This is a genomic window from Paenibacillus sp. NPDC057934, from assembly GCF_042887565.1.
In the GTDB taxonomy this organism is placed as follows: Bacteria; Bacillota; Bacilli; order Paenibacillales; family Paenibacillaceae; genus Paenibacillus_AQ.
The window spans coordinates 375171-400799 of the sequence record NZ_JBHVPB010000007.1 but is presented as its reverse complement, the minus strand read 5'-3'; the positions used below and the strand labels follow the sequence as shown (position 1 = coordinate 400799).

Genomic DNA, 25629 nt, shown 5'->3' with positions numbered 1-25629 from the left:
AGCGACAATTTGAGCATTCAAATTGTCGTTCCCTATTTACAAGCTTCACGTAACAATGAGATGAGGAAGGTGCAGCATGATAGGCAAATTTCTAGAACGCTCAACTTATTTCTTATTTACGGTTCCGGCTATCATTCTGTATACACTATTTTTTGCTTATGCAGTCATTGTAGGTATTCAATATAGCTTTACAGATTGGAATGGGATTAGTTCTAGTTATAACTATGTAGGGTTTAGTAACTATGTGGAGCTTTTGAATAATCCTAACTTTAAGCAATCATTATTAGTTACTGGAAAATATGCGGTGATGCTTGTAGCAGGAGTAATGAGTTTGTCATTAATTTTAGCTCTAAGCTTAAATTCTCTTAAGAAGCTACAAACCTTTACCAAGTCGATATATTTTGTACCAGCTATCATTAGTGCCGTAACGATTTCGTTAATTTGGGATCAGATCTTTGTGCGAGTCATTCCTCCGATGGGTCAGGCCTTAAATATCATGGAATTATTTCAAAGTCCCTTAGCCCATCCGAAGTATGCTTTGTTTGCCGTTGTGATTGTTAACATTTGGCAGGCGGTGGCCTTGCCGACCCTTATCTTTATTGCAGGCCTGCAATCGGTTCCCTCCGAATTGTATGAAGCTGGAAGAATTGATGGAGCCAGTACCTTTAACCGTTTTCGTTATATTACATTTCCATTTCTAATTCCGACGATTACCGTAAATATGGTGCTTGCGATTAAATCAGGTATCACTTCCTTTGACTATGCCTATACCCTGACAGGTGGCGGTCCAATAAAATCCACCAATGTTATTGGGATTATGATCTATAATGACGCATTTCAGAACCTAAAGTTTGCGATGGCTAATGCAGAATCAGTCATATTGTTTATTGTTATTGCAGCGCTATCATTCATCCAAATTAAATTAACACGTAAAGGTGGTGTCCATTAAGTATGAATGTATCAATACGAAAAGAAGGGCTTGGCTGGCGTATTCTCCGAAATATCATTTTACTTATTGGAATCATCATTATATTGGGGCCGATGTATCTCGTCATCATTAATTCCTTTAAGACATTAGAAGAAGCTGGTAAAGGTTTTTTCAGTTTTCCCAAAGCATTGAATTTTTCTAATTACGCAGAGTTACTGTCTAAGGGGAATTACTGGAGAGTGGTATGGAATACGGCCTTGATTACAGTCGGGTCTGTATTCATAGTTCTTGTTATTAATCCTACCGTTTCTTATGCTATTGCCCGTAATCGTCATAAGAAATATTATAAATTTTTGTATCTCTATATTCTGTTAGGATTGTTTGTGCCCTTTCAAGTGATTATGCTTCCTTTAACTAAAATCATGACCAATATGAATCTGTTAAATCCGTTTGGACTCATTTTATTATATGGAGCGCTTAGCTTAACAAGAGGGGTATTTCTACTCGTCAATTATATTGAAGGAATGCCTACTGAAATTGAAGAGGCGGCACGAATTGATGGCTGCAGCACCTTTCAAATCTATTATCTTGTTACATTACGTTTAATTATGCCGATGCTAGTGACGCTTATCATTATGGATTCATTATGGTTCTGGAATGATTTTATGCTTCCATTACTAATTTTGAATAAAGCGAAGGAGTTTTGGACACTACCCCTATTTCAATATAACTTTAAGACCGAATATTCCTTTAACTATACAATGGCCTTCACTTCATATTTAATGGCGATGTTGCCTATTATCGTGATCTATGCAGCCGGTCAGAAGTACATTATCGCGGGACTAACAGAAGGTGCAATTAAAGGATAATGCACAAGACACTCCAAGATCAGGGGGAAGCTAATGAGAGGTTTAGTTATTGAAGAGCAGATTGAACAATGGATTGAGAAGCATAAGGCAGAGCTATTAGAAGACATTGCCGGATTAGTAAGTATTTCAAGTGTAGCCAGCTACGATTCATCCTCTCCTTATCCATTCGGGGAAAAGTGTGCGGAGGCTATTGAGTACATATTGGATCTAGGTCAACGGTATGGCATGCAAACGTTCAATCGTGAGTACTATTGTGCAGAAATTCGTATTGGAGATGAATCAAACCGGTCTGTAGGCATTTGGGGGCATGTCGATGTTGTTCCTGCAGGAGAGGGGTGGACCTACCCACCCTTTTTTTGTACACAAAAGGACAGTTTTCTCATCGGCAGAGGTGTACAGGATAATAAAGGTGCTGTCATTGCCGTTCTTTATGCACTCAGATTTATTAAGGAGCTGGGTATCCCGTTAAACTATCAGCTTCAGCATATTATCGGTAGTGGCGAGGAAATAGGTATGCTTGATGCTGCGTATTATCGTGAGCATTATCAGGCCCCTGACTTTAATATTGTGGCGGACAGCGGATTTCCGGTCTGTTATGGAGAAAAGGGAATGCTCTCGGTTACCTTATGCTGTGATATTGCTGATTCATCCATACTTCGCATACAGGGGGGAGTGGCTTCTAATAGTGTACCTGGTTATGCTGAGCTTATTATACGACGGGATGAAGCAGCGCTCTCCAAGCTAAGCCTTCTGCCATCTCATATTCAGTATAGTCAGACGGAAGAAGAGATTACATTATTCGCAGTCGGCAAGTCCGGGCACGCAGCATTTCCTGAAGGGACGAGTAATGCGATAGCGATTCTTCTGGAGCCATTGCTGCAAAGTGACTGGTTTGAGGAGTCTATCCATAAGCAGCTGGAGAAAATTCATGATATTTGCAAGCATTATGATGGACGGGCATTAGGCATACAATGTGAGGATAAGCTATCTGGAGCTTTAACAAGTGTCGGAACGTTGTTGCAATTGCAGGATGGAAGGCTGGAGTTGGAGCTAAATATTCGCTACCCTATTCATCAGTCATCCCAGGTGCTGCAGCAGCAATTGCAGAAAAGTGGCTTTACCTTGACTAATATTCATGACAGTGAGCCGAGTTATTATGATCCCGATACGCCGGAGGTAAAGTGTCTCATGGATGTTTATCAAGTTGTAACAGGAGAGCAAGGTGAGCCATTCGTGATGGGTGGAGGGACTTATGCCAGAAAGTTGCCTTATGCGGTAGGCTTTGGCCCTGGTTTGCCGACGGATTTCTCATCGCTTGATTTACCTCCTGGTCATGGTCAAATTCACGGCCCGGATGAGGTGCAGTCCATTCCGAATCTGATTACTGCGTTAAAGATTTATATTGTAGCATTATTAGAGCTAAATGAGCTGTATCAATTGGGATAACAATATACCTGTAAAAATTCGTAAATATAAAAAAGAAGGGTCATCGGTATCTCCTAAAGGGTAAGCGACAAGCATGCTGGAAGGAGAGAAAACCGATGACCTATTTTGTCCTAATGAAAGTTGGGGGTCTATCCGGTACCATGAGTAGCCCCAAGCTAATCTGATTACTTGGCGATTTTTGCGAAGTATTCTAATGTTCTAACCAGTTGAGCGGTGTAAGACATTTCGTTATCGTACCAGGCTACGGTTTTCACCAGTTGCTGGTCTCCAACCGTTAGAACTTTTGTTTGCGTGGCATCAAAAAGGGAGCCGAATGTCATTCCCTTCACATCGGAAGAGACGATTTGGTCTTCTGTATATCCGTACGTATCTGGATCAGATGCTTCTTTCATAGCGGCATTCACTTCATCCACTGTTACTTTGGCGTTCAGTACAGCTACTAGTTCCGTTACAGAGCCTGTTGCCACAGGTACACGTTGAGATGCACCATCCAGTTTGCCCTTCAGTTCGGGGAGAACGAGACCAATGGCTTTTGCCGCACCGGTGGAGTAGGGAACAATGTTCTCTGCTGCAGCCCGTGCTGCGCGGAAGTCACCTTTTGCATCAGGCGCGTCAAGGGTGTTCTGGTTGCCTGTATAGGCGTGAATGGTTGTCATCAACCCGGATTGAATGCCAAACTTATTGTTCAGAGCATTAGCCATGGGAGCTAGACAGTTCGTCGTGCAGGAAGCGCCGGAAATGACGGTTTCCGTTCCGTCCAGTGTTTCATGATTTACGTTGTACACGATTGTTTTCATGTCGCCTGTTGCCGGAGCGGAAATGACGACTTTCTTTGCTCCACCTTTCAGATGAAGCTCAGCCTTTTCCTTGGTGGTGAAGAAACCTGTACATTCAAGTACGATATCTACGCCAAGCTCGCCCCAAGGAATTTCTTCAGGGTTACGGGTAGCTAACACTTTAACTTCTTTACCGTTAACAGCAAAGGCTCCATCATGAACTTCGATGTCTCCATGGAAAGTGCCTTGCGTAGTATCATATTTGAGCAGATGGGCCAGCATTTTTGCGTCAGTCAGGTCGTTTATGGCCACAACCTCGATATTTTCCACCTCTTGAATTCGACGAAAAGCGAGTCTTCCGATCCGCCCAAAACCGTTAATGCCTACTTTTACACTCATTGAATGTTCCTCCTGTTTTCGTTCGAAATCCATTCCATACATCAGTTTGCCCATTAGAACTTCAAGGTAAGCACTGAGCCGAAGCCAAACAAGTTTGCCTTTGAAATGGGTTTGTTTTAAAATAAAAGGTACCGATCGGTATCTTTATTATATCAGGATTTAAGACATTGGCAAGGCTTCGGTCGTAAAATTTGATATAATGTTAGATTAGAATACGTTCATTCGGAGGAACCCATGAAAAAAGGAGATCGAACAAGAGAGCACATTATTATGAAATCGGCAGCAATCTTTAATCAGAGAGGATATGCCGGTACATCATTAAACGATATTATTGCCGACACCGGAATTAAGAAGGGGGGCATCTATCGGCATTTTACAAGTAAAGATGAGATTGCGCTTGAAGCCTACAATTACGCCGCCAGTTTGGTTAGCGGGAAATTTGCCGAGGCGGTCGACCGAGAGCAGTCTGCGTCAGGGCGGTTACTTGCATTTTTTCGAGTGTATGAAAATGTTGTTGATAATCCACCATTTGTTGGCGGATGCCCCATGCAGAATACAGCAGTAGAAAGTGACGATACGCATATGGAGCTTCGTGATCGGGCAAGGCAAGGACTGCATACCTATTTGGATATGATGAAGAGCATCATTCTTGACGGGATGAATAGTGGGGAGTTTAAGGAAGATCTGGATGCGGAGGCCCTTGCTTCATTTGCTTTTTCTTTGCTTGAAGGAGGCATTTTGCTCAGTAAGCTGGATGGGGATAACAAGCATATGCAGATCAATACAGCATGCTTTGCGTCCTATTTGCAGAATTGTTGTTTAAAGACTAAATAGCCAGAGGGAGTACTTTAGCGGCGATCTATTACCGGATTTTAACGGTGATAGGTCGCCGTTTTTTTTTGAATTATAGAAGACTTAATACTTAATTAAGAAAGTTGTAATGGGCGTTTAATTACAATTGCAAAAGGCTTGTTTTACAATTCAACTGTAAGCAAAATACAGAAGCATAAAACTTTTGAGGAGATGACGAAAGATGAAATTATTAGCGACAACAACAGCAATAGTGGCCTTATCCATAGCTTTGGCGGGATGCGGAGCAGCAAATACAGCATCTAACAAAGCAACTATCACATCTACTACGGGGAATGCGGCCGCAACAGCGACGGCAACCGCCATGCCGGGCTCCGATTCACCTGATAAAGCAGCTTCTAATGCCAATGCAGGGACCAGTCAGGAAACTGCTGCAATGATGGTGAAGTACGGCATGCTCAGCGGCAGCAACAAGCAAATATCAGAAGGCAATGTAGAAATTAAGGATGGCAAGGTGATGCTGACGAATTTCAAAACATCTAAAGGTCCAGACCTCCATATCTACCTGACGAAGGGAAAAGACGTGCAAATGGGTAAGAGCTTGGGCAAGATTGACCTGGAAAAGAGTGAGCAGGCCTTCGATCTGGCTGGAGCCAATCTGAATGATTATGATTCCGTTATTATCTACTGCGATAAAGCACATGTTACATTCGGTACAGCAGATTTGACTGACACACCAATGGATAAGCCAGCGACACCTTCGGCGATGGTCACGAAGACGGGTATGCTCAGCGGCAGCAACAAGCAAATATCTGAAGGGAATGTAGAAATTAAGGATGGCAAGGTGATGCTGACGAATTTCAAAACATCTAAAGGTCCAGACCTCCACATCTACCTGACGAAGGGAAAAGACGTGCAAATGGGTAAGAGCTTGGGCAAGATTGACCTGGAAAAGAGTGAGCAGACCTTCGATCTGGCGGGAGCCAATCTGAATGATTATGATTCCGTTGTGATCTACTGCGATAAAGCCCACGTGGTATTTGGCACAGCAGATCTCAGCTAAAATAAATATGCTGGGTACCATACTTGTTTTGAGGATGGTACCTTTTTTAAAAGGAGATTATAGTAATGATAAAGGGTGCTCAATACGTAACCAGTTGGATATTAAGTGTAATTCGTGTACTGTTTGGCTGGATGTGGCTTAAATCCGGTTATGATAAGCTTTCAGGCGGTTTTGGCGTTGAAGGCTTAATCCCGGTCATTGCAGCAAATCATGATTCCCCAGAATGGTACAAAGCATTTTTCAGTCACGTCGTTAGTCCCTTTTCAGGAGTCTTCGACGTTGTAATCCCATGGGGCGAAATCCTGATAGGGATTGGGCTTATAGCGGGTTTATTTATTGTACCTGCGCTAATCATGTCGGTGTTCGTGAATGCTAATTATATATTGGCTGATATGATATTTACCTATCCAACGGATATACTTATAGCAACCATACTTCTTACGGGGAAGAGGTTTACCTCTCACGTGAGTGTGGAACGCTGGCTTTATGCGAAATGGCAGAAAGACTGGAATGGTGCAGAAAAAAGGATGTGATCATCGTTGTTATCCACATTGATTATTGATGACGAACAACCGATAGTAGATGTTTGTAAGTTATATTTACAGAATGATGGTTATAGGGTATATACGGCGAGCAATGGAGAAGAAGCTATGCATATTGTTCATAACCATGCTATCGATTTTATAATTATTGATGTGATGATGCCTAAAATGAATGGCTATGAATTCATAGAGTCGCTCCAAACTCAAGGTTTAGATATTCCATTTTTATTTTTGACTGCTCTAAATCAGGAGAAAGACACGTTATACGGGCTGACTTTAGGGGCAGATGATTATATGACCAAGCCATTCAGCCCACGAGAGCTTGTTTTCCGCATAAAAAATATTATCAAGCGATCACAAAAGTCGAAGCCTCGCGTAGCCTTCCTTAATGAAGGGGAATTGTATCTGAATCGGGAAGAGCGGGTGGCAAAGCTTTATGGAGAGGCACTTGATCTCACCAATAAAGAATTTGATCTGTTGTGGTTCCTTGTTCAGGAGAAGCATCGCGTTATTCCAAAGTCGGAATTACTGAAAGAGGTATGGGGTTATGAATACTATGAGGACGCCAATACCGTCAATGTTCATATCCATCATTTGCGGGAGAAGATAATTTCAAAAGCCGGTCAGGAGTCGATATTCATTAAAACGGTGTGGGGGCTGGGCTATCAGTTCAAAAGAGAAGGAGAGTAGTGTCATGAAGCTGCGGACCTTGGTTTTTTTATCATATCTGATTAGTCTGATCATCGTGACACTGCTGCTATTTGTTGCGTATAAACAGATGTTCCTAGACTATGACAGGCTTAGGATGGCCATGATGATTACGGTTTCGTCCAGTGTACTGTCATTGTTGATTAATTCACTGTTTATTTTCCCTATGACACGGAATATTGCCCAGCTGAACCGGCAGAGTCAGGGGATCTCCAGAGGGCACTATGATCAGCTTTTAAATAAGAGTCGGGTAGTGGAGCTACGAGAGCTTGCTGAATCTATGAACGATATGGGACTTGAGATTAAAGCGCAAATCAAAGCCCTTCAGGACGAAGAGCGCCGCCGGAATGAACTGATTGCTAATCTATCCCATGATATTAAAACCCCAATTGCCTCTATCCGGTCTTACTCGGAGGCTCTGGTCGATGAGGTGGTCACTGATCCCGCCGAGGTGCGGAATTATTTGCTTGGGATTGGGAAGCAAACGGAGCGGGTGGTTTCATTTGCCAATGAGCTATTGGCTATCGCGGCCATAGATGATAAGGAGATTGTTTTCAAGCCGGAGGAGGTGTGGCTGGATCAGCTAATCCTGGATACGTTACAGGCATTTGAAGCTCAAATTTCACGGGAAAACCGTCTGATTGATGTTCATATTAGCGAGGGCTGCGTATCTGTGAATACAGACAAGGTGTGTATTCAACGGATTCTATATAATTTAGTAGGAAATGCTATCAAATTCTCCAAACCAGGCACCAGTATTAAGCTTCATATTTATTGTGATAGTACGTTCACGTATATGGAAGTTAAGGACGAAGGCATTGGAATTCCTGAAGATGAAATGGAAAGAATTTTTGAACGATTTTACCGTGTTGAAAAATCCCGAAATCAGCAGTACGGTGGCTCTGGATTAGGACTTGCGATTGCCAAGGAGCTGACCGAATTCATCCACGGCAAACTGGCAGTGTCTTCGGGTCAAGAGGTAGGAAGTACTTTTATTGTGCAGATTCCAAATCAACGGGTGTAAGCCGCGGTAGCCGAGAGTTTTTCTCCTGGGCAACCGCGGTTTCGTGTATTCGTGCAACAAGACAAAGTCATAACAAATCGGCAATCGTCCTGATCCCCTCCGCAATTTGTGACTCCGTTACATTACCGAACCCCATAATCAGACTCTCCTCGTATTTTCCTTTGGCGATGGTATATCTCTCTGCAGGATAAATTTTAATATTCCGTTCTTCAAGCTGCGCGGCTGTCAGAGAATCAAACTGGCGTCCGGGCAATTTGGCAACCAGATGCAAGCCTGCGGCATCCCCTGAAATGTTCACTCTGCTACCGAATGCTTCTGTCAAAGCGGAGATGAGTTGCTTCCGTCTTTTGCCATAAATACGCTTCATGCGGGTGATGTGACGTTCCAAATGACGGTCGGCTATAAACCGCGCAAGCGTGATTTGGGACAAGGTCGGGCATTGCATGTCCGTCATTCGTTTTAACCGAAGCAGAGGGTCACTTAATTCCTGGGGAACGACCATATAACCTAAGCGTAGTGATGGATATAAATTTTTGCTGAAAGTCCCGACATAGATTACTCGCTGGGAATCGAGTTCTCGGAGGGCATGAACCGGCATTCCGGCATAACGGAATTCACTGTCGTAATCGTCTTCGATAATATAGCTTCCGGTTTGCCGGACGTAGTCGAGTAGTTGAATACGTCTGCTGATGGACAAGATACTTCCGAATGGGAACTGGTGCGAAGGTGTAACGAAGACGCATTTAGGCCGTACATGGGTGGGCAAGCCTTCGACACACAAACCGTGATCATCAACAGGGACGGGGATAATATCGGCACCCGTTGAGGCGAAAATGGTGTGGATGAAGCTGGCAGTAGGATCTTCTATCGCTACAGCGTCTTCCGGCATCAATAAAAGCTTGCACAATAAGGAGATCGCTTGGGTAGCTCCGGCTGTCACGATTACCTGTGAAGGTGAACATTGTATTCCTTTGACATCCAGCAGATACCGGCAAATATTTGCCCGAAGCAGCCTATTACCTGCCGGATCTTCATCATAACCAAAAGCTGAAGCGTGGGCCTGATCATAGACGCTCAGCGTAACTTCTTTCCACTTTTTGTGCGGAATATGTTCAAGTGACGGAAAGCTCGGACGAAAATCAATGCCGTTGAAAGTAGCTGCAAATTCGGGAGAAGTCATTTCAACGGGATTCTCTGATTCCATGGACTGCGCCTGAACCGGCCTTCTTACACCTAAATCCAAGACATAGGTGCCGGACCCTTGGCGGCCTTCCAAATAACCTTCGGCGATGAGCTGTTCATACACTTCGACGATAAGAGCCCGCGACACCCCTAATTCACTTGCCAAATCCCTCGTTGACGGGAGGCTGCTTCCTGCTGCATACCTGCCTGAAAAAATACGTTCCCGGAGCAGCGTATAGATTTGTTTTGTTTTTGTATCGGCTGTAAAAGTTCCAAAGGCATCGGTCATATATTGCGCTCCTTCCCTATGTTCGAATTGGTATATCAATATCGCCGTAAAAGTGGTACTTATTCATACCAATTTAACATGCTAACATGATTCTTGTCAGCACGAAACCATTACAGAAGGAAGCGTTTAGCCGATGAGTGAACGACAAGATAATCCCCGGGTGCCTTCGGGATCAGATACAACACGAACAGCAAATAAATCCGCCGTGAGGACCGATAACAAAGCAGGAAGTTGGCTGGCGGTCGCAGCCCTTTTTACGGCTTCACTTAATTTGCGTCCGGCGGTTACTTCCATCGCCCCTGTGCTGGAAAGTATTCGAAAAGATCTAGGTATAAGCGGAGTAGCTGCCAGCTTGCTCGTCTCGATCCCTGTTCTATGTATGGGGCTTCTCTCGCCATTGTCTGTTCGTTTCGGCCAGCGGCTGGGAAATGAACGGGTGATTGCCTGGTCGCTAGTTCTGATTGGCGGAAGTACCCTGTTACGTATCGTCGTTCATACCGAAGCCTTGTTATTTTTAACGACTGTATTAGCTGGTGTCGGAATCGCAACGATGGGACCTTTACTGTCGGGTTTTATTAAAAAGCATTTGGCAGCTAGGATGCCGCTCATGAGTGCACTCTATTCCATGGCCTTATCGCTTGGTGCGGCGCTGGGCTCCAGTTTCTCAGCCCCTTTTCAAATCAAATTTCACTCGTGGCAAACGGCACTTTCGTTCTGGGCCATTCTCGCCATTACGGCTGTACCGTTTTGGTTGGCAATTCTGCGGTGTAGCAATGTTCGAAGTGAGAGGGCGGCTGTACCTGGGACAGCGAAATTACCGTGGAAAAATAAGAAGGCGTGGTTGCTCTCCATCCATTTTGGACTCTTGGCTATGGTTTTCTACTCGATCATGGGTTGGTTGCCGCTTATCCTGATCAATGCAGGCGATTCGCACCTGCATGCAGGGATGATGCTGACGGTGTTTGCTGTGGTTCAAATTCCGAGCGGGCTTATGCTACAGATGCTGCTACGCCGCTTCCCGTCCCGGCGGATATGGTTGTTGGTCTCGACTTCCATGCAGGCGATCGGCCTTGCCTTTCTTTTTAGTTCTATGCTGTATTGGCCCGCGGTTCTCCTTTGCGGATTTGGCTCGGGAATGTTATTTGCTCTAGGTAATTTGCTTCCAATTGAAGCAGCGTCAAGTCCAGAAGAAGCGGTCTCTTGGGCAGCGATGACTCAATCGGTGGGGTATTTAATAGGAGCGGCAGGCCCGATCTTGGTTGGCTTTGTTTTCGATAGTATGGGGCAGTTCAGCCTGGGGATACTAGGCATGATCTTGGTTTCACTCCTTATGCTAATGCTTCAATTATTCATAGTTCCGCGAAAAGAAAAAGAGAAAGCGAGCTTCTAAGCTTCTCCGTAATTGGTGAACATCGCGCTTAATCATATATAAATTTGGAGGTTTTTCGATTATGAAAATTTTTGTAGCTGGTTCTACCGGAGTTATTGGACGTATTCTGCTTCCAAAGTTAGTGAAGGCTGGTCACGAAGTGATAGGAATGACGCATAACCCGGAGCAGCAGAAGACGATTGAGGCTTTGGGCGCAAAGTCTATCATTGCAGATGCCTTTGATCCGGAGGGAATGATTAAAGTCCTTAGGGACATCAAACCGGATGTAGTTATTCATCAGCTTACCTCGCTCAGTAATTCGAGTTCGGCTGATAATGCTCGGATTAGAATCGAGGGGACCCGGAATCTAGTGGATGCCGCTAAGCAGGCAGGCGTAAAAAAAATAATCGCTCAAAGTATCTCCTGGGCTTACAAACCGGGCGACTCGCCTGCTACGGAAGAAGTCTCATTGGATGTTCAAGCACCTTCGCCACGCAAAACAACAATTGATGGCATTATCGCGTTAGAAGAAGCTGTTGCAGAAATTCCGAACCATGTTATTCTTCGGTACGGCACATTATACGGACCAGGTACTTGGTATGACAGAAGGGACGTGATGGCAGAAAAAGCGCTGAATAGCGAGCTTCAGGCAACGAATGGTGTGTCCTCTTTTGTACACGTGGAGGATGCGGCGAATGCAGCTTTATTGGCTTTGGATTGGTCGACTGGGACACTTAACATCGTAGACGATGAGCCTGCTCCCGGTACAGAATGGGTTCCTGTCTATGCTGATGCTTTGAAAGCTCCTGCGCCTGAAGTTCAGTCGGGGGGAAGTGGCTGGGAACGCGGTGCTTCGAATACCAAAGCTCGGAAAGAGTACGGCTGGGAGCCGAAGTTTCCGACTTGGAGAGCGGGGTTTTCGCAAGCTTTGAGCTAAAAATGCATTATAGAGCTCGGTTCAAACTTCACTCGGTGTAGATTTTTCATTTTGGGATTTCAAATTGACATATCGGCAATTAACGATATAATAACGAATATGGAACCTATCGAAATTTTAAAAGCATTGTCTAACGAGTCCCGTCTCCAAATTTTGCAATGGTTGAAGGAACCTGAGCAGCATTTTAAGCCCCATGAAGGGATTGATATGAGAAAAATCGGGGTATGCGTCGGTCAGGTGACCGGAAAATTGAGTATGACACAGTCAACCGCTTCCCAGTACTTGACGATCCTGCAACGAGCAGGGCTGGTTACAAGTGAGCGTATAGGTAAGTTCACTTATTACAAAAGGGATGAGGGGAAAATAAGCGAAGCATTGGCTCTGTTGAAAAACGAGCTTGAATAAAGCACACTTAGCGTCGATGAAGCCGCGGAGTTCGGTGAAGCGATCTTCGCCGCTTTCGCGCTTAAGATCTTTACGATTTTATTATCCAAGTGTATAGGGAAATGCAAGTCTTCGGATAATCTTTATATTTTTTTAATATAACATATCGACAAATACTAATATATCAATTTGTTGATTTGTGTATTATGAACGAAACTTGAATAAAAGGAGTAAGTTTAAATGAAAGGTACATGGAAAGTATACTTATTGGCACTGGTTAGTTTTTTGGTGGGGACGTCCGAATATGTTATTTCAGGTGTTTTGGATAAAATTTCTTTATCTTTAGGTATAACGATTACTTCGGCGGGTCAATTGGTGACGATTTTCTCTTTCATTTATGCCATTTGTACGCCGGTGGTTATGGCTTTGACAGCAAAGATTGAACGACAGAAGTTACTAGTTGCCGCACTCGGCGTATTCGTGATTGCCAATGTGTTAGCGTTTGTGTTGCCAGGATTTGGGCTTTTTGTTGTCGCACGGGCATTGATGGCTTTAGGTGCGGGGACCGTTGTTGTATCAGCACTGGCTATCGCCGCCAAAATTGCACCTGAGGGTAAACAGGCCAGTTCGATTGCCAATGTCACCATGGGTTTCACCCTGTCATTAATTATTGGTGTTCCGCTCGGGCGAATGATTGCTGCTGAATTTGGATGGAGAGCGGTATTTGGCCTTCTATCTTTGGCGGGGCTGTTGGTCATGATCGTTATATATTTCACCATTCCTCGTGTGAAAGGTGATGATCCTGTACCCCTTTCCAAACAACTGGGCTTCCTTAAAAATAGCAGAGTTGCTCTGGGGCTTTCGATTACTTTCTTTTGGCTCGGTGGTTACTCGATCGCTTATACGTATATTTCACCGTATCTTCTTACAGTTGTGGGTTTAAATGATAAGATGCTGAGCAGCGTTTTGCTAGCTTTTGGTATCGCCAGCTTGATTGGCTCCAAATTCGGTGGTTATAGCGCCGATAAATGGGGAGTTGCCCGTACCTTGGGCGGGGGAATGTCACTGCATGTAGTTGCCTTAATCTTACTAACGGTTACGGTGATGATTACAAATTCATGGATACCGATTGTCGTTATCCTGATGCTGTGGTCGTTCGCAGCTTGGTCTACCGGTCCTACACAGCAGTATAACATGGTGCGAATTGAACCTAATTATTCAGGTGTTATGCTTAGTCTTAATCAGTCCACGGTGCAATTAGCAATGGCTGCAGGAGCCGGGATTGGCGGAATCGTTGTCAACCAAGCTTCCTTATCGAACACTACATGGGTTGGCGCGATCAGTGTATTCATTGCCATTCTGGCATCGTTCTTGTTGAATGCCAAAATGAAACAAAAGGCACTGACACCTAACAATTAAAGTAACTGACTCCATAATATGAGACAAATCAAAATACCTTTAAGAGAACGGAACCTTGTCGTAAGATAGGGAAATAATCTTAGAGGTGTTTTGCGTTGGAAAGCAGAGTGGATTTTTCAGTAGAAATTAAAGTGAAGGCCATTGAGATTAGATTAACGAGAGGTCATGGATCAAATTGAGGTACGGAATAAGACACGGCTGAAGACGTGGATGAAATGGTGTCGGAATGGATATGTATATCGCTGAAGTAATGCTTTTGTATGAAAGAGAACTATGACCTGCGAGCTGCTAGACTGTTAGGTCTATTTATAGAATATGGAATAATAGGTACGCCTTCTTACAAAACTATTATTGGATTAAAAAGGGGAAAGTACTATCTTGGACGTTTTAGTAATCTTGAGCGCGCGGTTCAAGCTAGAAAAGAAGCTGAATAAAATACCAGAACCAATATATTCAAAAATTGAAAGAACGTAAAGGAAGACCGCCTAATAAATAAAGTAGGCGGCTTTCCTTTGTGCGAGTAATATATATCGAAAGAAATCATGCTTGTATTCTCGTCGCCTCCACAATACAGAAAATACGGTGTTTGGACAACTTTTCACAGCTTTAATTTTATAAGTGCGACTTAAATGGCTATTGGATACTACAAATTCAGTAGCTTCTATATCAGGCGAAACTGTAACAATACGTACATTTAAATTACAGACGTTGGTTATTTAACGGGCATGACAATCAACTGAGAAAATTGCATCCAAATTGCTAGAGTTTCGATAAAGATTAATTAACTTACTCCCTAGAATATCGTGTCTAGTCATACAAGGCCTCTGTGACCTCAACGTTTTTTTAGCTTTAATATAAAATTTGCAATCGATAAAAGAACTAAAATTGCTAACAGAATATTAGTCACAGATAAAGTCTCATTTAAGTTATTTATGCTAGTAGTAGACCTAACAGTTAATTGGCCAATACTATCCGCGACACGACCTATATTGCTAGAAATTCCATTGAGATATTGAACAATATCCTCTTCACTCATAACATATCTCCTCCCACAAAGTAGGTCTATAGAAAAACCTGTATTTTTAAAAACCAATAAATAACTTGAATATATTACTAATTATATATTTAAAATGGAAAAAATACACATAATCCCCTTGTTTATTACAAATTAGATGCAGATGAAGTGGTTCAGAGTTCCTGAAAGGGCTCTTATTATTCATTGTTTAATATCCTTTTAATAAATAAAATATATATTTATCTTTACAAAGGGATAATTTTACATTATTATTCTATTGTTAATATTCCAAATATAGTTATTAGAGGGTAGATTATGAAATGGAAATCAGTAATACCGGCATTAGTAATAACAATCGGGTTGTTAGGAACAACATTAGGGTTTACTCCTTCAGCGAGTGCAGAAGAATCGGGTACGACAACAATTAAGCTCGATGTTATTTCTGTGGAAGTCCCATATACTGAGCCCAGCTATTCTTTTAATAGAATAGAAACACCAACCGAGGTTAAGGTAGAGGTACTGAATGAAGTGAAAGAAGTTGTTGATGCTTATGGTGAAATAAAGGAACTTAGTAGTTCAAATTCTAAACCCACTCTGTTTGCTGCCGCTGCTAATCGTACTGTACTTGCATACCGTGAACTTGTAACGAATGGTTTTGTAGCAAATCGTCTATATAGCAGTCTCGTTGTTAGAACAATACCAGGGAGCTCTTTTGCACAGATCCAATCCGTTAATGAAACTTACTGGACCCCTTCTAATTCCGATGGAACTTGGACGCTAGAGGAAAGACACGCTTATACTACTCCAGTAACTGGGTCGTATCCAACATGGCAGGTTAGCGTAACTGGTACTGCAGTTGTTGACACCGTAAGAACTGAATACGGCGGTGTACAACTTGGTAAGATTGGGTGGAGTCAAACATCTGATGGCCATTATCGTAAACTTATCGAACTTACATTTTCTTACTCTACACTATGAATATGATAACAAAGTGACTGTAGAATCTTAACTAAACTAAAGATATGTTTATTAACAACTCCCGCCATGATTACCTTGGCGGGAGCTTATCGTTTAATAGTAAGAAGTGAGGAGGCCGTTCGTTAAGGGGAAACGCCGTTCTTATATGTCGCCTTCTCTATAAATAACACTACGAAAAGTGTTTATAACGATTCGCATTGATGGTTACCCCACTGTTTCGTTTCCAGGAGGTGGCAGTATTACATTTAGTCATCTAGTAAATATGATACTATTACCGGAAACTCAATCGTAAATTGGTAAGAGGGATTTAAATTAAGAAAAAAATTTCTTAACATTCAGTTTTCGAGCTACATTTTACTACAGTCATACGTTTGAAACTAGATTGTGGAAATATACTACAATAAGCATCCTTTACACAATGCAAGCGAAATAAAAAGTATAATTGCCTCTTTAGAAAAAAACTTCAAGCGGAGCAGGAACCTTTTCAATAACCACTAAGCGGCCACTATATAAGATGAACTTAATGTAGCAAAATACCCTTGAACAGCAGCTTGATCGCATTGACATGCAGGGAGGCGTATTCGTCCCCGCTTAATTTTTCCGGCTTCGCCAGGCAGAGCTGTGTTGCCCCAGTCAAGGTGGAAATCACACTAAAACTCAACGTTTCGAAATCCTCATTAATGAAAACACCCTGCTGTACTCCTTGTTGCAGTACTTCTCGAATAGCACGATAGACTACTTCTACAATCTCTCGCAATGTAACCAATGCTCCGGAATCGCTGGAAAGCGTCCTTCCATACTCTTCAAGAGCTTGGATTAAGGGGTTTTCACATTCTCTTCCGAATGAATCCGCCATTTCAAGCAGCTGTTCGCTGGGGGATGTGGATCGCTCGGCCAATTGAAGCCACTTTTGTGAGGATTCTGCGGAATACTGGGACAGCAACTGGAGAAAGAGGACCTCTTTATTTTTAAAATGATGATATAAATTGCCTTTACTCATCTGTGTAAGTGTGCATAAATCATCCATTGTAGCCCGATCATAACCTTTTTCAATAAATAACAGCTTGGCATGCTTTAAAATAATTGCTTTTGCTTCCTCTGCCGGTAATCGTCTTCTGGTCATAAGTCCCTCCTGGGAACCTTACGAACGGCTCCTTGTATGCTTGAAAAATTGAAAAACACCATATGAGATAACGATAGCAAAAATCCCGCAGAATGCAAATGGCATATCCAGCGTGTGGCGGTAAACGATACTTTGCAGCCCCATATGATCCGCCGTCGATGTACCATATCCCCAAATCGTGAAATTAAAAATATTCGTGGCAAAATGGATGCCGAACGTCGCAGCCAGACCATTGGTACGATAAGCAACAACCCCTAGAAAGAATGCCCCTATCAGATAATACAGTGGTCCCCAAATGCCGTTGCTGAGCATCTCAGGATTCAAACCATGGACCAGGGCGAAGGTGAGGGAGGAGATAAAGACTGACCAGAATGTACCGCCTTTTGATGATCTGAACATCCGGTACACATAGCCTCTGAACAAAATTTCCTCAGAAGCACTCTGAACAAAAATCAAAGGGATGACAACAATGAATACGCCTAACCAGCGAAGCGGATCAAAATGAAGCGTAAACGCTTGCCGATGTACACCGATATCGACAAGTAAATAAAGGATCAGTGCCGCGAAATACCATGAAAAATAAGTCGCGAATTTTCGGAAATCGGGCCGTTTATTTTCAAACAAAAATGTTCGAAAAGGAATCTTGAAGAAATACCTGGTAATAAGGAAGACCCCGAGAATCAGGAACCAAAAGGTTAAGAAAAGCGCGATAAAACTAGGTAAGCCTGAGAGCGTAGCGGGAATCAAGGAGTTCACTAGATTTAACCATAAAAATGAACCGCCTTGCCATATGACAAAAATGAGGAGGAATCCCGCTAAGGATTTGAGGCCGAAAGGGATCTTCGGCTGAAGACCATAATTATTTTCCATGACATGCACCCTTTTCTTGTTATTATACCGACTTTAAAGTCGGTAGTTACAATATAGAGGCATCGTCTCATTCTGTCAACATGTTACATGATCTTAAAGGGGGCTATAGGGTGCTGAAGATTTGAGAATCATGTGCATAACAGAAGCTAAACTTTGGAGGCGAAATTAAGCAATTGTTCTTCGATCCGTTTAACGGAGCCTACACAATTGGCGGCAAATAAACTGTTTATTGGCGGATTTATGGACAATTATGGGGGTATATTAAATCTGTTGTCGAAGGATATGGCACAAATGGCAGCTAAAGGACGTGAGCAAACAGGGGGATGAAGCCACTAAGGGTAATATTGCAAAAATTAAATCGATAAACAGCCTATATAAGACGGAAAACTCCCCATCAAGTAGTGGTTTATTTATTAAACCTGTCTGCTTGATGGGGAGCATATCAAAATCGTTAGCCTGTTCTGTAATTATAATAGCGAGGTTCCGAATTTCACCTCCGGAAAGCGGCTATCCGGTCCTTTTATTAAGGTTCCGCCTTGATTTTTCAGATACCTATCGAAGAAATCCAGCATATAGGCATTGATAACGGAGTTCGCTCTTTCGGGCGCAATCTTTCCTGTAATGCCCAGCATTTTGAATATCGGAGAAATGTATTGTACATCGGTAAAATTCAAATGCTCTGAATTTTCGATATAGAGGAATTGCCCCCCTGAGTCGACCGATTCGCGCATCCGTTCAAGCTCTAGCTTTTTGTCTTCTGTTACTTGATCCATCCATTCTCTTGTGTTGCCCATCCGTTTAAGCTCTGCCTCCGTGTAGGTGTGGTTATCCATTACCTTCTTTAATCTATCGAATTCGCTTTCCGAATTCATGAACAAGAACGGCTTTCGCAGACCCTCTCTGTCGCGCAGCCGGTAAAGCGCTCCATCCAAGTCTATTCCAACCGCGATTCGCGGATCGTAAGCAGCGTCATAGGCCGTCGCTCCGCCGATGGAATGACCGAATACCCCGACATGACCGAGATCCATCTTCCCTTTTAGATGACTTGGAATCTGCCCTGATTGGATGAGCGCGAATTGGTCCAATGTAAACGTCACATCGTCGGTTAACACTTTTCCGAGCTTGTCGCGGTTTCCGCTTTCCGTCCGGTAATCATGGTCGGGCGAGAATAAGTCGTTGGTTGAGCTAGTCGTGATTCGGCCGTCCGGAAACTCGGTTGCAAATGTATTGTAGGTGTGGTCGATCACGGCCACGATATATCCGTGACTCGCGAGATCTTCGGCTTGCGACGTGTGGAGGAACCTGGAAGAGCCAAAGCCGGGATTCGCAAGGATCAGCGGGTATGAAGTCTGTGCCGGAGAGACTTCGGCCCCTGAATAAGCATGACTGGATACGTACTTCAGGTGTTGCAAAGTAAACCCGGGAAGACCATAGTTCGCGGCCATATAACGTAAAATCTGGGTATCGGGAATAAAGGGTGTGTACTTGCCGGTGCCAGCTTGAGCCGGATACCATACCTGAACCATTAATTCTCTCTTACTATTCCTGGCTTCACCGAAAATCTCTTCCCTATTTGTATCCACGAAATGAAAAGCCTGCGTTCCTACCTTAAATTCACCTGCCGGTTCAGGCAGTTTAAATACAGGAAAAGCATACATGAGACCCGCTGTTGCGACCAACATTATCGCTATAGCGGTATAAGCTGAACCCAACAAGACTCGAGGGATCTTTTTGGGTCCGGTTTTTTGGAAATAGCTATAACCTGAAATGACTAAAAAAATGATCGTTATGCAATATGGGAATAATAGCTGAACTCTGTATCCTTCCACCGTCCAATGAATGACCAGTAAAAGTGTGGCGATTCCGCTTGCAACGAATACTGGAATTCTACGCTGTCCTTTTTTTAATAGGACTGTTAATGCAAACAAGCCGATGTTGGACAAAAAAAGCAACAGTTCAAACAGCCTCATCTCGATTCTCCTTTTTAAAAAAATTCTGATTTATTTGTTCCAATCTTATCCTGCCAGACTGGCCTAAACTATCGATTTGTCTTACATCTACCTTAAATCTATCTTAAAGCTACCTTACAATTTTGTAATTCGATCTTGTGGTCCGGGAATGCGACTTAAACACAATATACTAATATGTACGTAATGCAGTTCATGGCAATGTAACAACAATTCGTGTTCCTGTGCAAGGTTTGACGCTTACGAATAAAAAAAGAAAGCTGCAGGTTTATTAACCTTGCAGCTTTCTTTGCGGTAGTAAATTTAATGCTCCTGATTCTGTACTCCCCACTCACATAACCCTTCCAAAACAGGCAATAAGGATTCCGCTTTTTCCGTAAGACTATATTCGACTTTTGGGGGAACTTGAGGGTATTCCACCCGTTTTACCATGCCATCTGCTTCCAACTCTTTAAGCTGGGAACTGAGCATTTTATATGTGATCGCTCCGACCTGTCTCTTCAGATCATTAAAGCGAACGGGCTGGTTTTCGGCGAGGAGATAAATGAGAACCATTTTCCATTTTCCACCGATAACCGATAATGTATAGCCAAAAGGCGTATCTTGAATATGTTTAACTTTACCTTTATATTCAGCCATACTCATGTTTACACTATCCTTTCTGATAGTACCTATCAATATTGTGCGTACTGTTTTTTTGTATGCTCACATTCTATACTAGCTTTACTTTAAATAAAAGGAGAGAAAAAAATGACTAAGCAAACCATACGCTTACTGATGCCGCAATGGCAAGGGGGAAATAATCCTAACTACTCTTTTGGAGCCGAACTGCTTGCTTGGCTAGCTCCTGATAATGATCAGCCCCTTATTCATGTTCCCGTTCAAGCTTATGCCGGAACTCCGCTTGAGAACGAGAACGGTGTATATGGAAGGAAACAACTGCTTGAGCAATTAGAGGCCGCTCATCATATCCTTGATGCTTATAAGCCGGATCGCATTGTTATGTTCGGTGGTGACTGTTTGGTGGAACAAGCTCCATTTGCCTATTTGAACGAACGATACAATGGGGAATTAGGTTTGATTTGGATCGATGCTCACAGCGATTTAGGTAGAATTGTCGGGTATGATTATGGACACACCTTACCTCTCGGCAACTTGTTGGGAGAAGGCGATGAAGAGTTCGCCAAACATGTGAAGATTCCGCTAAAGACTGAAAATGTGTTTATTGCAGGTATAAATGTACAAACTGATTTTGATGCAGAAATCATTCAACGACTAGGTATTAAAACTGCTGGAACTGAAGAGTTAATGAACAGTACAGAGTCTATTAAAGATTGGATTAAGCAAAATAACATTAAGCATCTGGCCATTCACATTGATCTAGATGTGCTTGATCCTAAGGCATTTCGATCTTTGATCTTCGCCAACCCTGAAGCACATAATGATTTTTCTGCTGCTGGAACTATGCAAATGCCGGGACTGCTTAAGCTGCTTAAAGAGCTATCTGAAGAAACAGATGTAGTTGGATTAGGAATAACGGAGCATATGCCATGGGATGCTATGAACTTGAAGCAACTGCTTGGAGAAATACCTATTTTAAATAAGTGAAGTCATTAAAGATGAGATAATAGTTCTGTCCAATAATACTAAAAAGATCCGCGACTCACGCGGGTCTTTTTAGTTTAATGTTTGTTTTCTGGATAACATATAAAAGAATGCTTGCGCCTGACGTTACGTCAGGTGCTACACTTTTATCAGAAAGGAGCTGAGAAAGATAAGTAAGACGTATTATACGATTGGCACATTCGCCAAACTGACCTCGACGACGGTACGTACGCTGCACTTTTATGACCAAAAGGGTCTGCTTAAGCCAAGCAGCTACAATGAGCAGGGACACCGAACCTATAAGGATGACGATTTGTTCCGACTCCATCAAATATTGACCTTAAAATATTTAGATTATTCCCTGGACGAAATTGGCAAGTACTTGGAGCAGGACAGCAAGGATTTTAAGACTTCTCTGGAGAGGCAATACGAGCTGTTGATGGAGAAGCAAGAACATATCCAGCGTGTTGTGGCTTCGGTTGAACGGGTAAAAGCGATTGTTAAGGATAACGACACGATGGATCCTGCGCTCATTATGCTACTGATTCATTCCATTCAGCACGAGGAGGCGCAGAAGCAGTGGTTCTCCGATCGTGTGCCGGATGAGGTCGTACAATCGGTGTTTATGAGTGAATCAAGTTTGGAAGAACGGATCCGGGTAGAACGTGAGTTTACGTTAGAGATTAACGATCTGCTAGTGATGTCTAAGCAAGGACTGCCGCCGGAACATCCGCTTGTTCAGGAGCATGCGCTTACTCTATTTATGATGATCGAGCGGATGCTCGGGCAAGAGCTGTGGAATAGCGAGACCGGAAAAGTGCTGGAAGAGATGGATCCGCAGCTTTTTCCGAACCTGGAACAAGACTTTAAGAACTACTTGATTGAAGCGTTTGGTCATATGTTGATTCATCAATGGGGAGAAAAAGAAAAAGAAAAAGAAAAAGAGTAGGTTAGGTTAACTAGGTTAGATTAACACGGACCCCTACGATTCCCCAAAGTCAGTGTCAGACCGCGCTTAACATTACAACTATATAAGCTGAACTTAAGAATCAGACAAGCTGAGTGTTGAATGGCGTATTCTTAAGTTCACTTCGACAGAGGGAGCTATATATCAATGAAAAAACTTAGCGCTACAATACTAACCCTGGGCTTACTTACCTCTGGACTGTCTTCCGTTCATGCAGCTGAGAAGGCCTCGTCCGTATGGCTAAACGGTGAGCAGATCCAGTTCAGCAATTCCGCACCGATTGTAGAAAAAGGGGTGACCCTTGTCCCGCTGCGTCCCCTTCTGGAGAAGCTGGGCGTCAACGTGAAATGGGATCAAGCGACACATACCGTCAGCGGTTCCAAAGGAACCCTTTCCTTGTCCCTGAAGATTGGCAGCACAAACGCCACTGCAAACGGTAAAGCTGTCAAGCTGGATGCAGCGCCAAAACAAATCCGGAATGTAACCTATGTGCCGCTACGCTTTGTAGCTGAAACTACAGGTTATCAAGTGGGCTGGAACCAATCACTGCGCCAGGTTACCCTTACTGCCAAGCAACATTCCGAAGGCCGCGGATTTTTGTGGAAGGTTGAGAATAAAGGTAACACGGTGTATGTGATGGGTTCAATCCATCATGTACCTGAAGGGATGTATCCGCTTCGTCCGGAGATTGAGAATGCGTTAAAAGCTGCCGACTACTTGGGCGTGGAGGTCGATATGTCGACAGTCACCTCCGAAGATTTACAAAAACAAGTGTTGGAACTGGGTGTTTATAAAGATGGAACGACACTGAAGGATCATATCTCCGCAGACACGTATAAAAAAGTTACATCATTCCTGAAAGCAAATGGAATGCCTGAAAATAGCTTCGATATTTTCAAGTCATGGTTTGTCACACAACAGATCATGAACATTCAAGTTGCAAAAGATGGCTTTACACCAGAGAAAGGGATTGATAATTATCTGATTGAAAAGGCTAATACAACGAAAAAACCGATAGTCTCACTAGAAACTATGGAATCCCAAATGAAGATGAACAACAATTTCTCAGACGCCTTGCAGGAAAGGCTGCTGCTTCAGAACCTGGATCCTAAAGCTGTGACGCCTCCTTCTCCAGATGTAACGATAGATTATCTGAATAAAATGTGGATCCAGGGCGATGAAAAAGCCTTGAATGAGTTCACCACTACTGGCTGGGATGCTGAATACTTCCAAGGTCTAATCAATGACCGCAACGAAGAAATGACCAAGAAGATTAAAGGCTATCTGAATGGTGATAAAAAAGAAACCTATATGGTTGTCGTTGGAATGCTGCATTTACTGGGCAACGAAGGAATCGTTCCATCGCTGGAAAAGGAAGGCTTCAAAGTAACAAAACAGTAGCAGTTGTTAGGAGGAAAATACTTGATTATTACAACAACCGCAATCGTTGAAGGTTCCCCAGTCAGACAATATGTCGGCGTGGCAACCGGTGAGGTCATCATGGGAGCTAATGTCGGGAGGGATATTCTTGCCTCATTTAGAGATCTGGTAGGCGGACGTTCGAAAGCCTATGAAACCAAGCTAAGGGAAGCAAGAGATGCGGCCTTCAAAGAAATGACCCAGCACGCTTCGACGATGGGGGCCAACGCTGTAATCGGCGTGGGGATCAATTACGCAGTTGTCCGCCAGGACATGATGATGGTCGCTGTTAGCGGAACAGCAGTTGTTATCTAAGTAGTCGTTCATAATACTGCAGGGCTAACCATTAGGTTAGTCCTGTTTTTTATTTAGTTTTTTTAGTATTCAGGCAGCTCCATTTGATATAAGGAGTTTGACTAGGGAGCTCTTTTTTTGACTATATAAGATAAACAAAAGAAAGTAACAAAAAGCGAGAAGGAGTGAAGGGGGAAGTTTGGAACTGTAGGAGCGAAGCGCTCGTCTGAAAGCTTTCCGCAGGAAAGCTCGCATCGGAAGCACAGGCAGTCTCCGGATTTTATCCGCTAATAGCGGTATAATTCAAAAATCTGGAGACAATAACGACCGGAAGTCCAAACATTCCACCGTAGTGACGACCGAGCCCTATGTTAGGATTTTAAGTTCATCTTGAATAGAATAAAAAAATGCTTGAGTGTAACGTAACGTTACACCTTATACTGATGCTAGAAAGGGGCTGAGAAAGATAAATAAGAGACATTATACCGCTGGTGCATTCGCTAAACTGACCTCAACAACAAAACGGATGCTGCACTTTTATGATAGCAAGGGATTGCTTAAGCCAAGCAGCTACAGTGAAAAGGGATACCGTACCTATTCCGACGAGGATTTGTTCCGGCTCCATCAAATATTAACCTTAAAATATTTAGACTACTCGTTGGATGAAATCCACGAATATTTGGAGCAGGATGGCAAGGATTTTAATGCTTCTCTGGAGCTGCAATATGAGCTGTTGTTGCAGAAGCAGCAACATATCCAGCGCGTTGTCGATACGGTTGAGCAGGCAAGAGCGATTGTTAAGGACAACCATACGATTGATCCAGAGCTTATTATGCAGATGATTCGTTCCATTCAGCATGAGGAGGAGCAAAAGCAGTGGCTCTCCGAGCGTGTGCCGGATTCACTCGTACAATCTATATTTAGTGTTGAAGTAAACCTGCAAACTGAGCTGATGATAGTGTTTAATGATCTACTCGTTATGTCCAAGCAGGGGCTGTCGCCGGATGATCCACTTGTACAGGAGCGTGCGCAAGCTCTAAAGCTGTTTTTCGAGCAGATACTTGGACACCCGCTAGAGGAACTAGGGACGAACGAGACGGGAAGAGTGCTGAAGGAGGTGGATCCGCAGCTCTTCCCGAACTTTGAGCCTAGCTTTGCGAAATACTTGTCTGAGGCGTTCGTTCATTTGTTCCGTCGTATGTGGGAGGAGAAGATGGATGAATAGGTTACATCCTCATATGAAGTT

The 25629-nt window shown here is 43.2% G+C and carries 26 protein-coding genes; 19 read left to right on the top strand and 7 right to left on the bottom strand.

Annotated elements, in window-relative coordinates:
- The first annotated feature begins 76 nt into the window (after positions 1-76).
- The 3 genes from ACFVRY_RS18545 to ACFVRY_RS18535 are packed head-to-tail and all read left to right on the top strand — an operon-like array spanning position 77 to position 3243.
- Positions 77-949, top strand: a complete 873-nt coding sequence (locus ACFVRY_RS18545) for a carbohydrate ABC transporter permease (protein ID WP_387501740.1) — start codon at positions 77-79, stop codon at positions 947-949.
- Between the two features lie 2 nt (positions 950-951).
- Positions 952-1797, top strand: coding sequence for a carbohydrate ABC transporter permease (locus ACFVRY_RS18540; RefSeq protein WP_175370696.1), 846 nt, complete (start codon positions 952-954; stop codon positions 1795-1797).
- Positions 1798-1830: 33 nt separating this feature from the next.
- Entirely contained in the window at positions 1831-3243 is a 1413-nt protein-coding gene (locus tag ACFVRY_RS18535) for a Sapep family Mn(2+)-dependent dipeptidase (protein WP_387501739.1), read from the top strand.
- Positions 3244-3407: 164 nt separating this feature from the next.
- Here the strand turns inward: ACFVRY_RS18535 and gap are convergent, their stop codons facing one another.
- Entirely contained in the window at positions 3408-4418 is a 1011-nt protein-coding gene (gene gap / locus ACFVRY_RS18530) for a type I glyceraldehyde-3-phosphate dehydrogenase (RefSeq protein ID WP_387501738.1), read from the bottom strand.
- Positions 4419-4652: 234 nt separating this feature from the next.
- On the opposite strand from gap, the gene ACFVRY_RS18525 reads away from it, so the two are divergent.
- The 5 genes from ACFVRY_RS18525 to ACFVRY_RS18505 all read left to right on the top strand — a co-directional run bounded on the left by ACFVRY_RS18525 (position 4653) and on the right by ACFVRY_RS18505 (position 8565).
- Positions 4653-5252: a TetR/AcrR family transcriptional regulator gene (locus ACFVRY_RS18525; RefSeq protein ID WP_387501737.1), complete on the top strand. Its 600-nt coding sequence runs from the start codon at positions 4653-4655 to the stop codon at positions 5250-5252.
- A 199-nt stretch (positions 5253-5451) separates the two neighbouring features.
- Positions 5452-6291 carry a DM13 domain-containing protein gene (locus ACFVRY_RS18520; protein WP_387501736.1) on the top strand — a complete coding sequence of 280 codons (840 nt, stop codon included), beginning with the start codon at positions 5452-5454 and terminating at the stop codon, positions 6289-6291.
- 65 nt (positions 6292-6356) lie between these two features.
- A complete protein-coding gene (locus ACFVRY_RS18515) occupies positions 6357-6824 on the top strand; it encodes a DoxX family membrane protein (RefSeq protein WP_387501735.1) in 468 nt (155 codons plus the stop codon).
- Positions 6825-6830: 6 nt separating this feature from the next.
- On the top strand, positions 6831-7523 hold the full coding sequence (locus tag ACFVRY_RS18510) for a response regulator transcription factor (RefSeq protein ID WP_387501734.1): 693 nt from the start codon (positions 6831-6833) through the stop codon (positions 7521-7523).
- 4 nt (positions 7524-7527) lie between these two features.
- Positions 7528-8565, top strand: a complete 1038-nt coding sequence (locus ACFVRY_RS18505; RefSeq protein WP_387501733.1) for a sensor histidine kinase — start codon at positions 7528-7530, stop codon at positions 8563-8565.
- Positions 8566-8632: 67 nt separating this feature from the next.
- Here the strand turns inward: ACFVRY_RS18505 and pdxR are convergent, their stop codons facing one another.
- Positions 8633-10036 carry a MocR-like pyridoxine biosynthesis transcription factor PdxR gene (gene pdxR / locus ACFVRY_RS18500; RefSeq protein WP_387501732.1) on the bottom strand — a complete coding sequence of 468 codons (1404 nt, stop codon included), beginning with the start codon at positions 10034-10036 and terminating at the stop codon, positions 8633-8635.
- 133 nt (positions 10037-10169) lie between these two features.
- Between pdxR and ACFVRY_RS18495 the strand changes: the two genes are divergently transcribed.
- The 5 genes from ACFVRY_RS18495 to ACFVRY_RS18475 all read left to right on the top strand — a co-directional run bounded on the left by ACFVRY_RS18495 (position 10170) and on the right by ACFVRY_RS18475 (position 14579).
- Entirely contained in the window at positions 10170-11426 is a 1257-nt protein-coding gene (locus ACFVRY_RS18495) for an MFS transporter (protein ID WP_387501731.1), read from the top strand.
- Between the two features lie 61 nt (positions 11427-11487).
- Positions 11488-12342 carry an NAD-dependent epimerase/dehydratase family protein gene (locus ACFVRY_RS18490; protein WP_387501730.1) on the top strand — a complete coding sequence of 285 codons (855 nt, stop codon included), beginning with the start codon at positions 11488-11490 and terminating at the stop codon, positions 12340-12342.
- Between the two features lie 99 nt (positions 12343-12441).
- Positions 12442-12747 carry an ArsR/SmtB family transcription factor gene (locus ACFVRY_RS18485; protein WP_387501729.1) on the top strand — a complete coding sequence of 102 codons (306 nt, stop codon included), beginning with the start codon at positions 12442-12444 and terminating at the stop codon, positions 12745-12747.
- A 219-nt stretch (positions 12748-12966) separates the two neighbouring features.
- Positions 12967-14145 carry an MFS transporter gene (locus tag ACFVRY_RS18480; protein ID WP_387501728.1) on the top strand — a complete coding sequence of 393 codons (1179 nt, stop codon included), beginning with the start codon at positions 12967-12969 and terminating at the stop codon, positions 14143-14145.
- Between the two features lie 260 nt (positions 14146-14405).
- On the top strand, positions 14406-14579 hold the full coding sequence (locus ACFVRY_RS18475; RefSeq protein ID WP_387501727.1) for a hypothetical protein: 174 nt from the start codon (positions 14406-14408) through the stop codon (positions 14577-14579).
- A gap of 398 nt (positions 14580-14977) precedes the next feature.
- Here the strand turns inward: ACFVRY_RS18475 and ACFVRY_RS18470 are convergent, their stop codons facing one another.
- Complete coding sequence (locus ACFVRY_RS18470; protein ID WP_387501726.1) at positions 14978-15181, bottom strand: hypothetical protein; 204 nt, start codon at positions 15179-15181, stop codon at positions 14978-14980.
- Positions 15182-15475: 294 nt separating this feature from the next.
- Here ACFVRY_RS18470 and ACFVRY_RS18465 point away from each other — a divergent pair, with 294 nt between their 5' ends.
- Entirely contained in the window at positions 15476-16138 is a 663-nt protein-coding gene (locus ACFVRY_RS18465) for a hypothetical protein (RefSeq protein ID WP_387501725.1), read from the top strand.
- Between the two features lie 520 nt (positions 16139-16658).
- Here ACFVRY_RS18465 and ACFVRY_RS18460 read toward each other — a convergent pair.
- The 4 genes from ACFVRY_RS18460 to ACFVRY_RS18445 all read right to left on the bottom strand — a co-directional run bounded on the left by ACFVRY_RS18460 (position 16659) and on the right by ACFVRY_RS18445 (position 20743).
- Positions 16659-17261, bottom strand: a complete 603-nt coding sequence (locus ACFVRY_RS18460; RefSeq protein WP_387501724.1) for a TetR/AcrR family transcriptional regulator — start codon at positions 17259-17261, stop codon at positions 16659-16661.
- A gap of 18 nt (positions 17262-17279) precedes the next feature.
- Positions 17280-17885, bottom strand: coding sequence for a CPBP family intramembrane glutamic endopeptidase (locus ACFVRY_RS18455; RefSeq protein ID WP_387501723.1), 606 nt, complete (start codon positions 17883-17885; stop codon positions 17280-17282).
- A 713-nt stretch (positions 17886-18598) separates the two neighbouring features.
- A complete protein-coding gene (locus ACFVRY_RS18450; RefSeq protein ID WP_387501722.1) occupies positions 18599-20101 on the bottom strand; it encodes an alpha/beta hydrolase family protein in 1503 nt (500 codons plus the stop codon).
- 300 nt (positions 20102-20401) lie between these two features.
- Complete coding sequence (locus tag ACFVRY_RS18445) at positions 20402-20743, bottom strand: winged helix-turn-helix transcriptional regulator (RefSeq protein WP_387501721.1); 342 nt, start codon at positions 20741-20743, stop codon at positions 20402-20404.
- A gap of 105 nt (positions 20744-20848) precedes the next feature.
- On the opposite strand from ACFVRY_RS18445, the gene ACFVRY_RS18440 reads away from it, so the two are divergent.
- The 5 genes from ACFVRY_RS18440 to ACFVRY_RS18420 all read left to right on the top strand — a co-directional run bounded on the left by ACFVRY_RS18440 (position 20849) and on the right by ACFVRY_RS18420 (position 25608).
- A complete protein-coding gene (locus tag ACFVRY_RS18440; protein ID WP_387501720.1) occupies positions 20849-21706 on the top strand; it encodes an arginase family protein in 858 nt (285 codons plus the stop codon).
- Between the two features lie 145 nt (positions 21707-21851).
- Positions 21852-22652: a MerR family transcriptional regulator gene (locus ACFVRY_RS18435; RefSeq protein WP_387501799.1), complete on the top strand. Its 801-nt coding sequence runs from the start codon at positions 21852-21854 to the stop codon at positions 22650-22652.
- A gap of 165 nt (positions 22653-22817) precedes the next feature.
- A complete protein-coding gene (locus ACFVRY_RS18430) occupies positions 22818-24071 on the top strand; it encodes a TraB/GumN family protein (protein WP_387501719.1) in 1254 nt (417 codons plus the stop codon).
- Between the two features lie 21 nt (positions 24072-24092).
- The gene (locus ACFVRY_RS18425) at positions 24093-24404 is read left to right on the top strand and encodes a YbjQ family protein (protein ID WP_387501718.1); all 312 of its coding nucleotides are present in this window, start codon (positions 24093-24095) and stop codon (positions 24402-24404) included.
- A 436-nt stretch (positions 24405-24840) separates the two neighbouring features.
- Positions 24841-25608, top strand: a complete 768-nt coding sequence (locus tag ACFVRY_RS18420) for a MerR family transcriptional regulator (RefSeq protein WP_387501798.1) — start codon at positions 24841-24843, stop codon at positions 25606-25608.
- Positions 25609-25629: the final 21 nt, after the last annotated feature.

Bases quoted from the DNA above. Each gene is read 5' to 3' on its own strand.
- ACFVRY_RS18485 (WP_387501729.1), top strand. From the start codon at position 12,442: ATGGAACCTATCGAAATTTTAAAAGCATTGTCTAACGAGTCCCGTCTC.
- ACFVRY_RS18525 (WP_387501737.1), top strand. From the start codon at position 4,653: ATGAAAAAAGGAGATCGAACAAGAGAGCACATTATTATGAAATCGGCA.
- ACFVRY_RS18475 (WP_387501727.1), top strand. From the start codon at position 14,406: ATGAAAGAGAACTATGACCTGCGAGCTGCTAGACTGTTAGGTCTATTT.
- gap (WP_387501738.1), bottom strand. From the start codon at position 4,418: ATGAGTGTAAAAGTAGGCATTAACGGTTTTGGGCGGATCGGAAGACTC.
- ACFVRY_RS18520 (WP_387501736.1), top strand. From the start codon at position 5,452: ATGAAATTATTAGCGACAACAACAGCAATAGTGGCCTTATCCATAGCT.
- ACFVRY_RS18480 (WP_387501728.1), top strand. From the start codon at position 12,967: ATGAAAGGTACATGGAAAGTATACTTATTGGCACTGGTTAGTTTTTTG.
- ACFVRY_RS18445 (WP_387501721.1), bottom strand. From the start codon at position 20,743: ATGAGTATGGCTGAATATAAAGGTAAAGTTAAACATATTCAAGATACG.
- ACFVRY_RS18470 (WP_387501726.1), bottom strand. From the start codon at position 15,181: ATGAGTGAAGAGGATATTGTTCAATATCTCAATGGAATTTCTAGCAAT.
- ACFVRY_RS18490 (WP_387501730.1), top strand. From the start codon at position 11,488: ATGAAAATTTTTGTAGCTGGTTCTACCGGAGTTATTGGACGTATTCTG.
- ACFVRY_RS18515 (WP_387501735.1), top strand. From the start codon at position 6,357: ATGATAAAGGGTGCTCAATACGTAACCAGTTGGATATTAAGTGTAATT.
- ACFVRY_RS18545 (WP_387501740.1), top strand. From the start codon at position 77: ATGATAGGCAAATTTCTAGAACGCTCAACTTATTTCTTATTTACGGTT.
- ACFVRY_RS18505 (WP_387501733.1), top strand. From the start codon at position 7,528: ATGAAGCTGCGGACCTTGGTTTTTTTATCATATCTGATTAGTCTGATC.
- ACFVRY_RS18450 (WP_387501722.1), bottom strand. From the start codon at position 20,101: ATGAGGCTGTTTGAACTGTTGCTTTTTTTGTCCAACATCGGCTTGTTT.
- ACFVRY_RS18440 (WP_387501720.1), top strand. From the start codon at position 20,849: ATGACTAAGCAAACCATACGCTTACTGATGCCGCAATGGCAAGGGGGA.
- ACFVRY_RS18495 (WP_387501731.1), top strand. From the start codon at position 10,170: ATGAGTGAACGACAAGATAATCCCCGGGTGCCTTCGGGATCAGATACA.
- ACFVRY_RS18535 (WP_387501739.1), top strand. From the start codon at position 1,831: ATGAGAGGTTTAGTTATTGAAGAGCAGATTGAACAATGGATTGAGAAG.
- ACFVRY_RS18465 (WP_387501725.1), top strand. From the start codon at position 15,476: ATGAAATGGAAATCAGTAATACCGGCATTAGTAATAACAATCGGGTTG.
- ACFVRY_RS18430 (WP_387501719.1), top strand. From the start codon at position 22,818: ATGAAAAAACTTAGCGCTACAATACTAACCCTGGGCTTACTTACCTCT.
- pdxR (WP_387501732.1), bottom strand. From the start codon at position 10,036: ATGACCGATGCCTTTGGAACTTTTACAGCCGATACAAAAACAAAACAA.
- ACFVRY_RS18540 (WP_175370696.1), top strand. From the start codon at position 952: ATGAATGTATCAATACGAAAAGAAGGGCTTGGCTGGCGTATTCTCCGA.
- ACFVRY_RS18460 (WP_387501724.1), bottom strand. From the start codon at position 17,261: ATGACCAGAAGACGATTACCGGCAGAGGAAGCAAAAGCAATTATTTTA.